Annotated in this window: 9 protein-coding genes, 4 tRNA genes and 1 pseudogene; 11 read left to right on the top strand and 3 right to left on the bottom strand. The window is 55.1% G+C overall.

Going from position 1 to position 9,703, the window contains the following annotated elements:
* The 5 genes and pseudogenes from H567_RS0114470 to H567_RS30310 form a co-directional block, all read left to right on the top strand.
* The gene (locus H567_RS0114470; RefSeq protein ID WP_028321951.1) at positions 1-2,229 is read left to right on the top strand and encodes an FAD-dependent oxidoreductase; all 2,229 of its coding nucleotides are present in this window, start codon (positions 1-3) and stop codon (positions 2,227-2,229) included.
* 66 nt (positions 2,230-2,295) lie between these two features.
* Positions 2,296-2,910, top strand: a complete 615-nt coding sequence (locus tag H567_RS0114475) for a 4Fe-4S dicluster domain-containing protein (RefSeq protein WP_153306208.1) — start codon at positions 2,296-2,298, stop codon at positions 2,908-2,910.
* Positions 2,907-3,785: a CoB--CoM heterodisulfide reductase iron-sulfur subunit B family protein gene (locus tag H567_RS0114480; protein WP_028321953.1), complete on the top strand. Its 879-nt coding sequence runs from the start codon at positions 2,907-2,909 to the stop codon at positions 3,783-3,785. Before H567_RS0114475 ends, H567_RS0114480 begins: the two co-directional genes overlap by 4 nt.
* Positions 3,786-3,903: 118 nt before the next feature.
* Positions 3,904-4,173, top strand: coding sequence for an ogr/Delta-like zinc finger family protein (locus tag H567_RS30120; RefSeq protein WP_028321954.1), 270 nt, complete (start codon positions 3,904-3,906; stop codon positions 4,171-4,173).
* Between the two features lie 253 nt (positions 4,174-4,426).
* Positions 4,427-4,507: pseudogene (locus H567_RS30310) on the top strand (SEC-C metal-binding domain-containing protein); the annotation flags it as partial.
* A 757-nt stretch (positions 4,508-5,264) separates the two neighbouring features.
* Here the strand turns inward: H567_RS30310 and H567_RS25110 are convergent.
* Entirely contained in the window at positions 5,265-6,074 is an 810-nt protein-coding gene (locus H567_RS25110) for a YkgJ family cysteine cluster protein (RefSeq protein ID WP_051184913.1), read from the bottom strand.
* Complete coding sequence (locus tag H567_RS0114505; RefSeq protein WP_051184916.1) at positions 6,071-6,829, bottom strand: YkgJ family cysteine cluster protein; 759 nt, start codon at positions 6,827-6,829, stop codon at positions 6,071-6,073. Before H567_RS0114505 ends, H567_RS25110 begins: the two co-directional genes overlap by 4 nt.
* Positions 6,830-7,052: 223 nt before the next feature.
* Between H567_RS0114505 and ndk the strand changes: the two genes are divergently transcribed.
* Entirely contained in the window at positions 7,053-7,466 is a 414-nt protein-coding gene (ndk, locus tag H567_RS0114510) for a nucleoside-diphosphate kinase (RefSeq protein ID WP_028321957.1), read from the top strand.
* A 98-nt stretch (positions 7,467-7,564) separates the two neighbouring features.
* On the opposite strand, the gene H567_RS0114515 is transcribed toward ndk, so the two are convergent.
* Positions 7,565-7,858: a hypothetical protein gene (locus tag H567_RS0114515; RefSeq protein WP_028321958.1), complete on the bottom strand. Its 294-nt coding sequence runs from the start codon at positions 7,856-7,858 to the stop codon at positions 7,565-7,567.
* Between the two features lie 725 nt (positions 7,859-8,583).
* Between H567_RS0114515 and H567_RS0114520 the strand changes: the two genes are divergently transcribed.
* The 5 genes from H567_RS0114520 to H567_RS25120 all read left to right on the top strand — a co-directional run.
* A tRNA-Thr gene (locus tag H567_RS0114520) sits at positions 8,584-8,659 on the top strand.
* A gap of 53 nt (positions 8,660-8,712) precedes the next feature.
* Positions 8,713-8,797: transfer RNA gene (locus tag H567_RS0114525), tRNA-Tyr, on the top strand.
* A gap of 89 nt (positions 8,798-8,886) precedes the next feature.
* Positions 8,887-8,963 (top strand) — tRNA-Gly (locus H567_RS0114530).
* A 103-nt stretch (positions 8,964-9,066) separates the two neighbouring features.
* Positions 9,067-9,143, top strand: a tRNA-Thr gene (locus H567_RS0114535).
* Positions 9,144-9,244: 101 nt separating this feature from the next.
* On the top strand, positions 9,245-9,703 hold a 459-nt coding region (locus H567_RS25120), incomplete at its 3' end, for a GTP-binding protein (RefSeq protein WP_035254572.1).

Below are 9,703 nucleotides of genomic sequence, written 5' to 3' on the forward strand. Positions count from 1 at the left end.
ATGGACAAGAAGACAATCGTATATATATGCACAGGATGCGGCATTGGCGACGCCGTGAATGTGGATCAGTTGAAAGAGGTTGTTGACGAAGACTTCAGCCTGCCGTGCAAGGATCATCCGTTCCTTTGCGGACCGGAAGGCTTGGCGATGCTGAAGCAGGACATGGAGAGCGAAGGGGTCAACACCTTCGTGCTTGCAGCATGTTCAGGGCGTGTGAACTATGATGTGTTTAACCTTGGGCCCGAGGCGATCGTGGAGCGTGTGAACCTGAGGGAGCAGGTGGCCTGGAGTATGCCGCCCCAGGATGAAGATACGCAGATGCTGGCTGAGGACAACCTGCGCATCGCCTGTGCCAAGGTCAAAGACACCAAGTTGCCCGAAGCGTTCAAGGCCGAAGAGGAATATGCAAAGGATATTTTGGTGGTCGGAGGAGGTCTGGCCGGATTGACCGCTGCTCTGGAGACCGCCAAGGCAGGATACAACGCCGTTCTGGTCGAGAAAGAGGCGACCTTGGGGGGATGGCTGGCCCGGAACAAGAAGCGGATCACCATGCCCTACAAGGAACTTACCGACACGGGAATCGAGGACTTGGTGTCCGCTGTGACGGGGAACCCGAAGATCAAGGTGTACACCTCGGCGAGCGTCGAGAAGGTCGAAGGGGGTCCAGGGCTTTTTTCTGTCGCGATCAAAGCTGACGGGAATGCAGTCACGGAGCGGATCGGCGCCATTGTGCAGGCCAATGGCTGGGTCCCGTACGATGCGAACAAGCTGGGCCATCTGGGCTACGGCAAGTTCAAAGACGTCGTGACCAATGTCGAATTCGAGTTGATGGCGGCGGGCGGGAAGATCGCACGGCCTTCCGACGGAAAAGAGGTCAAGAATACGCTGTTCATCCAGTGCGCCGGGTCGCGTGATCCCGAGCATCTGCCCTACTGCTCCTCCGTATGCTGCATGGTGTCGCTCAAGCAGGCGACCTATCTCAAAGAGCAGGACCCCGAAGCCGTCAATTACATCCTTTACAAGGACATGCGGACGGTCGGCCAGGCCGAGGATTTTTACCGCAAAGCCCAGAACGACGGGAATATCTTTATCCGCGGCAGTGTTAAGGAGGTTGGAGAATCGGGCGGCAAGTTGTTCGTAGAGGCCGACGACGAACTGCTGGCGGAGAGGATCAGGATCGAGGAGATTGACCTGGTGGTTCTCGCTGTCGGAATGGTGCCGGCCACCAAGCCGTTGCAGACCCCGCGGATCAAGGCGCCTCAGGATGCACCGGACAAGGATGAAGAAGGGATGATCGAGGTGCAGCCAGATTCCGGTTTCTTCGCCACACCGGCGTTGAGGCTTGCCTATCGTCAGGGTCCCGAGTTGCCGACGCTCAAATACGGCTTCCCGGATTCGCACTTCATCTGTTTCCCGTATGAAAGCAGACGGACGGGAATCTATGCGACCGGCTGTGTGCGGAAACCTATGGAAACCGCTAAAGTGTTAGACGACGCGGTGGGCGCGGCCATGAAGGCGATCCAGTGTTGCGAGGCGACCGCCAACGGGATAGCCGTGCATCCACGGGCCGGTGATATGAGCTATCCCGAGTTCAACATGAATCGGTGTACACAGTGTAAACGGTGTACGGAAGAGTGCCCGTTTGGTGCCATCAATGAGGACGAAAAGGGGAATCCTCTGCCCAATCCCACCCGCTGCCGTCGATGCGGCGTGTGTATGGGTGCCTGTCCCGAGCGGATCATTTCTTTCAAGAATTACTCGGTGCCGATGATTGGCAACATGATCAAAGCTATTCATGTGCCTGAAGAAGACGAGGAAAAGCCCAGAGTGGTGGCGCTCATCTGTGAGAACGACGCCTATCCCGCGCTGGATATGGCCGGCATCAAACGGATGAAATGGAGCCCCTATGTACGTTTCATTCCGGTCCGGTGCCTCGGTTCGGTCAATCTGGTATGGGTCGCCGACGCGCTTTCACGGGGGATCGACGGTTTGCTGCTTTTCGGGTGTCGGCACGGTGATGACTATCAGTGCCACTTCATCAAGGGCAGCGAGCTTGCCAACACCCGGCTCGGAAAGGTTTCAGAGACCCTGGACCGCCTGGCACTCGAATCCGATCGTGTGAAATTCGTGGAAGTGGGGATCTCGGACTACCACAAAATCCCTCAGATCATCGACGAGTTCATGGAGACGATCGAGTCGGTCGGCCCGAACCCCTATAAAGGCTGGTAGGCGTGTAGAGGGTGAAAAGGCAGAAGATCTGAAACCCTCACATTCTCCAGCAGGAAGAGGTCGCTTATGGGAAAGATTGAGAACAAGGGAGGGGGTCGACCGGTGGGTTACAACACATCATTTGCTGAGGAGGTCTTTCGGAATGTCGACTTCGGCGAAGAGATCAAGATGTGCATGCAGTGTGGTGTGTGTGCGGCATCCTGTCCGCTGAGCCTCAAAATGGACTTTTCGCCCCGCAAGATCTTCACTTTGATCCGTGCGGGCAAGCGTGAGGAAGTTCTGGGCAGCCAAGCCATCATGTTGTGCACCTCCTGCTATTCGTGCAAGGTTCGATGCCCGAGGAAGATCCCGGTTGTTGATGTGATGCACGGGTTGGCCAATTACGCCCTGCGCCAGGGTTTCGTCCCCCGGAAGAACACATCCGTTTTTGGCGGCGAATTCTGGCGGCAGATCTATAAATTGGGTCGTATCGACGAAAAGGACCTCTCACGGCGTTATTTCTTCGCCGACGGACTCGTCCCTGGCATCAAGAACAGTCTGGAAATGATGGATATGGGGCTTCAGATGCTTCTGCACAAGCGCATGAAGCTCTTGCCCGAGCGTCCGATCAAGGGCATTAAGGCCCTGCGAAGGATGCTGGACAAGGCCGAGCAAATGGGGAAAGGAGGTGCGCGGGCATGAAGTATTTCCTTTATTGGGGCTGCAGCCTGGAATCCAGCGGAGCGAACTTTCTGGTCTCTTTGAAGCCGGTTGCCAAGGCACTGGGGACAGACTTCGTCGAGATCGAGGATTGGAACTGCTGCGGAGCGAGCATCTCCTATGTTGGAGCCAGCGACCTTTCCATCAAGGTTTTGAACGCACGGAATCTAGCGCTGGCTGAAAAACAGGGCGGATATGATATCGTCGCACCCTGCAGTTCGTGTTATATCCAGATGATCAAGGTGAACCACGAGATACAGGAAAGTGAAACCCTCGCTGCGCAGGTGAACGAGATCCTGGCCGAAGGCGGGTTGCATTACAGCGGGAAGGTGCGGGTACGGCACATCCTCGATGTGTTGTATCACGACATCGGCACAGACAGGATCAAGGAGAGGGCAGTCAAGCCGCTGAATGGTCTGAAGGTGGCCGGATATGTCGGTTGCCAGTCGGTTCGGCCTTACGGGGAGTATGACAGTGTCGAGAGACCCGTTATTCAAGACCGAATCCTGAATGCCATTGGTGCGGAGGCGGTTCCTTTTCCGAAAAAGATGCGCTGCTGCGGCTCTGGCATCTTCCTGACAGAGATGGATCACTGTATGCATCTGGTCAAAGATATCCTGGATGACGCCCTCGTCCATGGGGCGAAGCTCGTTTCGACGGTTTGTCCCATGTGTGCGATGAATCTTGAGAACTACCAGTCGCGGATCAACAAGGCGTTGGGAACGCGTTTCGATGTTCCCATCGTTTATCTGACCCAGTTGATGGCTGCGGCCTTCGGGATGGATCTGAAGAAGGACGCTGCGCTGGATTATAATATCATCCCGCCTGAGACGCTGATCCAAGCCGCTCTGGGATGATCCGACATTTTGGAACGTTCTTGAGAACCAAATCCGAGAGGGCTCTACCGCTCGGGTTTGGTTCTCTTTTTTCCTCCGTTAAGAGGATGCTCGATGGCGGGGAGAGAGGGAGGCAACGGTGGCGGAAGCTAAAGAAAGATGTCCGCATTGCGGTGAGGTGCTGCTCAAATGGACGCCCCCGGCGAATTCGACCTGGGATACGGAATTTCAGTGGGTATGTTTCAATGACGAATGTCCCTATTACACAAGGGGCTGGGATCATATGCTCAAAACACAGAACATCAAGGCATCCTACCGGTACAGGAAGGATCCTCACACCGGGTCGAGTGGACCGCTTCCGTGCTGGTCCCAGGAGGCCCACAAGGACCACATTATCTCCGATGACTGATGAGATGCCCCTGACCGTTTGCATCCATGCTGCGGAAAGGGAAGTGATGTGCGCCGATTCCTGCCTGTTGGGCAAAGAGCGTCAAGGCACAGGGCTCTTTTGCTGCAAAGAGGGAGATCTCCTGGCTTCTTACCTTTGACTTGGGGACAGTGCGTAATCTGCTTCGCGAGGGCGCTGGAGCAGGCCGGAAGATGAATGGTATGATGGGTCCAAAGACTAGGCTGTAGGGGCCGATGGAAAGGTTTACATGAGAAAGATCGGGAGAAATGACCCTTGCCCTTGCGGCAGCGGCAAAAAGTTCAAAAAATGCCACCTCGGGCGGGAGGACGAGCTCTTCCACCAGGAGGATGGGGCGTTTGCGGCGGATTTGAGCGCCCGCATCACGGCACTGCCTGAAGTGGATTATGGCGGCGCCCATGAAATGGTCCGTGCTTTGGACCTGAAAACATTGAGCAGGGGAGAATTCGGCATTCGTTTCGTAGATCTGAAGGCCTATCAGGAACTCGAAGTAAGCGGAGAGACAGGGAGCGAGTCCAGACAGGATGCAACCGGGGGGGTTCTGATCAATCTCTTGAAGACGCGTCCGAGTGACCCGGCGCATATCTATGTCGCGATTTCCCCCGATATCGGGAAGAGCGCCCTGGCGCATCAGATCGCCCATGTCTTGGACTATGCGGTGGGCTCGGGTCTGATTCCTGGGTCGATGAGGGCGCTCAGTTACGAATTGGGGATTCCGATCGACCAACTCGAACATCCCCAGGAATTCGGTTACTGGCTGCGCTATGTTCGTGAAAAACTCGAAATCGAACTGGATGCAGACGATACGGTGATCGACTTTCTCTATGAAAACCGGATGCTCGTCAAAGGGCGTGATATAGAGAAACAGGACATGGCTGCCCTCAAGGACCAGTCCCAGCGAATATTCAAGTTTCTGTCGCAGAAAGGCCCGGAGCTGGATGCACTTATTTGTGAGAAGCCTGGTTATATCGGCAGCCGTCTTGCGGCGGATTGAAGATGAGCCGCAAGACGCTCGGATTGAAAGGCTGCTTGAGTGAAGACGCTTCGTTGCGCTCGAAGCAGTCTGCTTCGGCTCATTTCTGTAAGAGGTTCATCGTTTGTTCGCCGAATAGACTGAAGCGAAGCCAGCGGAAGGCAAATTGGAGCAGCTCTTCATCCTGGGTACGCAGCCTTTCTTGGAGTTCTCTAGCGACGTTAAAATGACGCAGAAAACTACTGCCGAACACAAACGATCGAAATCTGTCCAAATCGTAAGAGGCCATGAAAAACATCTGGATGTTTCGTTCCATGGCCGTTTTCATGGCGAACGGCCTCGCGGTGGTTACAATCCTCGACCAGGCGTCATTCATCCGGCTGTAGTCGTCAAGTCCCTCATGTGAAAGCCATTCCTGCAAGGTCCACTCCCGAGCTTCGACAAACCCTTGGCAGTGAGGTTCTTTAACAAGGAAAAACCGCTCTTGCGCAGCGGGCTGAGCCTCCGTGAATGCCGAGGCGCGCCCGACAGGATAAAGTCGGCAGGCGGAAGGTCTGTCCTCGTACAGGGTGCAGCCAACCGCAGAGACAAAAGGGCAGCGGCCTCCTTCAGTGTCCTGCATGCAAAGTTTGACCATCGGGAAGCGTGCGCCGGTATCGAAGAACGTTTCCGTGTGGACTTCCAGGAACTTTCCGGACGGCATTCCGAGGCGGCGCTTGAGGCGCAATATGTCGTAAGGCGTCAGGATCAGGCGGAGTTTCGCACAGCAGGCGGTGAAGCATGAGATTCCGGGGTGGCAGTCGAATTGGAAGCGCCGGCCGGATTCGAGCGGCTCGAAAGACGCCTTGGGCGCGGCGGTGTGAGCGGGAGACTCTGGGTTTGGTGCTGGATTATCGGAACGATGAGTCATTTTACACCCGGCGCACCTTCCTTGACGGTGAGGGTTTTTTTCCCGAATATTCCGAACTGAATCCAGTCATAGCTGAATTTCAGCAGTTCGAGATCACTGCGCAGCATCTTCTGGATGCGGTTCGGGTCGACCTCGAACCGCTGTAGAAAGGAGCTGTTGAAGACGAATTCACGAAATTTGTCCAGGTTATAAAGTGCCATGAACACCATTTTGAGAATCTGCGGGTTGTCGATATCGGGACTCTGGGCCTTCAACGGGGCGGTGATTTCAGTAAAAAGGGCATTCGTCTGATCGTAGATGGGGACTCCCTGGTCGACGAGCCAATCGGCTATGCGCCAACGTTTCTGTTGCAGAAGGCCTTTGCAGCGGGATGAGTCGGTGATCAGACGGAAGGTGCCGTCATCGTTCATGTCGAGCGGGAACATACGACAGGCCCATGGTCGATCGACATAGACACGGCATCCTTGGGGTCCGACGAGTGAGCATTTCTTGTCGTCTTCGTTCATTTTCAGGACAACCATCGGAATGAGTCGGTTGGGCTTGGGAAGGACGAGCGTATGACGATCCAGGAATTCATCCGATGACATCCCCAGACCGTTTTTCATCCTGAGAAGATCGTAGGGTGTCAGCACGATCGTTACGTCGCGGCAGCACTGCGTAAAGCAGGGAACTTCGGGAGAACAGTCGAACTGGAAGGTGAAATCCGGGTCCATCCTTTCCATCTGGGGGTCGGTCTGTTTCATCTCATGCTTCATGGAATTTTTCGATCCTTTCAATCCAGGTGTTTTTCAGGAAACAAATCGCTTGACTCGAGCGTGGAGATCGATTTTCATACGGGAGCGTCGAGACCTCAACGCGCTTCTGCTGCTGTAAAATCAGCGTGTTATGCTGCTCCTTTCTGTGATTTCAGGAGGTCTATAGCAGCAAAGAAACGGAGGGGTCAACCAAATAATACGAGCAAAGGAGCAAAGGTTCTCAATGGAACGGACACTGGCGATTATCAAACCGGACGGTGTGGTCCGCAAACTTGTTGGCACGGTCATTCAGAGGCTGGAGCAGGAGGGTATCCGCGTGGCCGGAATGAAGATGATCCGTCTGACAAAAGTGCAGGCCAAAGGTTTTTACAAAGTCCACCAAGACAAGCCCTTCTTCGATAGCGTCACGGATTTCATGTCCTCAGGTCCGTGTGTTGTCATGGTTCTGGAGGGCGAGGATGTCATTGCGCACTACAGAAAAATCATGGGGGCCACGGATTTCAAAAAAGCGGCTGAGGGGACTATCAGAAGGGACTTCGCCACCGACATCGAAAAGAATGTCGTCCACGGCTCGGACTCTCCGGAGACGGCCGCTTTCGAGATCGGGTACTTTTTCAGTGCAATGGAAGTGGGTTAATCTCTGTTGAACTTGCTAAAACAGGGGGCCGCTCATTTGAGCGGCCCCCTTCGGAATAAACCGCGCTTAATCGGCATCCGTCGGTGCGGAAAGGCGGCTCAGGAAGCAGATGCGCCTTCCTCTTCGAGCTTCTTTTTCTCTGCTTTCAGATCTTCGACTTCACGCTTCAAGGATTCGACCTCGGTCTTCAGCCCGGAACCGCTCTCGTCAAAGCTTTCCGCGGCCTTTTTGTCTTTGATTTCTTCGAAGCCGAGATAAGCTGCCAGGGCGCCGCCAAGAATCAGCATAACAGGCACTGCGCCCATCAGGAGATGAAGGAAGGCTTCCCACCATAAAAAAATCCCGATGACGCCCAACACGAACGCGGCCAATCCACCAGCTAATGCGACCATTCTCCAATCCTCCTCAAAATACGTGAAAAGTGAAAAAATTCCTCCTAAGTGCGCATCACAGCTACCGACGCAGGATCAAAGGCGGCGAGATTTAGACGCCTGCCCCTTGCGGTGCACACCTTTCGTGGTCAGACAAATCAGCGTGCCAAGCGGTACAGCTCCACCGCGAGGCCAACCGCTCCCCACAAGCGGTTGAAAGACATGCGGAATGAAGCTTCAAAGCAACACGCCGATACACAGGCCTCAGACCGAGGAACCCTGCCTGTCGCCAAGCGGCAACCGGACGAACAGACTCCAACGTCTAACATTCAGAGTTACTTATACCATAAGGCTCTTGCCTTTTCAAGCGCATAATGCCAATATCGAAAATAAGGCCGGTGCCGGTGACCGGTCGCTTCTGACAGTTCGTCTTTGCATCCCCCGGCTCCGCGCCCGGTGCCTCGGACCTGGAACGGCCAAACCGGCGGGTTTGTTATGTCGTGTCTTTATGAAAATAGAGCTCACGCGGTTTTTCGCTCTTCTGAAAATTTTCATGGCCCTTCTGTCAGGCGATCCTCCGCGACGGCAAATTGAGGGGCAACGCTAGAGGCATTCTCTGAAAACCGCCGATTTTCAGTGTTTGGAAGAGATAATTATATAAAAAAGGGTAAAAATGTCGGTTTTTTCGGATTTATCGGGTTTGAATTTGTCGGCGTTTACCATTAACTTGCCTATTTACGCTTTTGGCCAGCGTAGCTCAGACGGCAGAGCAACTGACTTGTAATCAGTGGGTCGGGGGTTCGATTCCCTTCGCTGGCTCCAAGTTGGGTGGAAGCCGGTCGCAGCGATGGGCCGTGAAAGAAGCCGTTTCGAATGGAGAGGTTCCCGAGTGGTCAAAGGGAGCAGACTGTAAATCTGCCGGCGAAGCCTTCGGAGGTTCAAATCCTCCCCTCTCCACCAGCCAAGTTCCTGGAGGCCTTGTCTTGCAGGATCCCAATCGTGGTGAGCCACGCGTATCGCCTCGGATTCTTCCGCCTCTATGGATCCAAGCGGGAATAGCTCAGTTGGCTAGAGCGTCAGCCTTCCAAGCTGAGGGTCGCGGGTTCGAATCCCGTTTCCCGCTCCAAGTTGAGAAAAGCCCGATCAGGTGCCGGAGCGGTGCCGCGGGCTTGTAGTGCGCTCAAGAGGCATGGCCCTGCCGGCCTTCGAGCGCGGCCATCGGGCCGAACGCCCACGTAGCTCAGTAGGTAGAGCACATCCTTGGTAAGGATGAGGTTCACCGGTTCGATCCCGGTCGTGGGCTCCAGTTATTTGAGTGGATCGCTCTCCGCAGCGTGGAGCCACTGGCCCTTGTGAGAATTTGAGTTCCAGCTCGAGCAAGTGACCGATCTTCAAGGAGGATAGGAGATGTCGAAGAAGAAGTTTGAAAGGACGAAGCCGCACGTAAACGTGGGGACGATCGGGCATATCGACCATGGGAAGACGACGTTGACGGCAGCGATCACGAAGCACCTTGCCAAGAAGGGCTGGGCGGACTTTGTTCCTTTTGACGCGATCGACAAGGCGCCGGAGGAGAAGGCGCGGGGGATAACGATTGCGACGGCGCACGTGGAGTACGAGACGCAGAACCGGCACTATGCGCATGTGGACTGCCCGGGTCACGCGGACTACATCAAGAACATGATCACGGGCGCGGCGCAGATGGATGGAGCGATTCTGGTGGTGGGCGCGGACGACGGACCGATGCCGCAGACGCGGGAGCACATTCTTCTGGCGCGGCAGGTTGGCGTTCCGAGCATCGTGGTATTTCTGAACAAGTGTGACATGGTGGACGACGAGGAGCTGATCGAGCTGGTTGAGCTGGAG

It is taken from the genome of Desulfatiglans anilini DSM 4660, assembly GCF_000422285.1.
GTDB lineage: Bacteria > Desulfobacterota > DSM-4660 > Desulfatiglandales > Desulfatiglandaceae > Desulfatiglans > Desulfatiglans anilini.

Excerpts from the sequence above, each read along its gene's own strand:
- H567_RS0114475 (WP_153306208.1), top strand. The coding sequence starts at position 2,296 with ATGGGAAAGATTGAGAACAAGGGAGGGGGTCGACCGGTGGGTTACAAC.
- ndk (WP_028321957.1), top strand. The coding sequence starts at position 7,053 with ATGGAACGGACACTGGCGATTATCAAACCGGACGGTGTGGTCCGCAAA.
- H567_RS0114470 (WP_028321951.1), top strand. The coding sequence starts at position 1 with ATGGACAAGAAGACAATCGTATATATATGCACAGGATGCGGCATTGGC.
- H567_RS0114480 (WP_028321953.1), top strand. The coding sequence starts at position 2,907 with ATGAAGTATTTCCTTTATTGGGGCTGCAGCCTGGAATCCAGCGGAGCG.
- H567_RS25110 (WP_051184913.1), bottom strand. The coding sequence starts at position 6,074 with ATGACTCATCGTTCCGATAATCCAGCACCAAACCCAGAGTCTCCCGCT.
- H567_RS0114505 (WP_051184916.1), bottom strand. The coding sequence starts at position 6,829 with ATGAAGCATGAGATGAAACAGACCGACCCCCAGATGGAAAGGATGGAC.
- H567_RS0114515 (WP_028321958.1), bottom strand. The coding sequence starts at position 7,858 with ATGGTCGCATTAGCTGGTGGATTGGCCGCGTTCGTGTTGGGCGTCATC.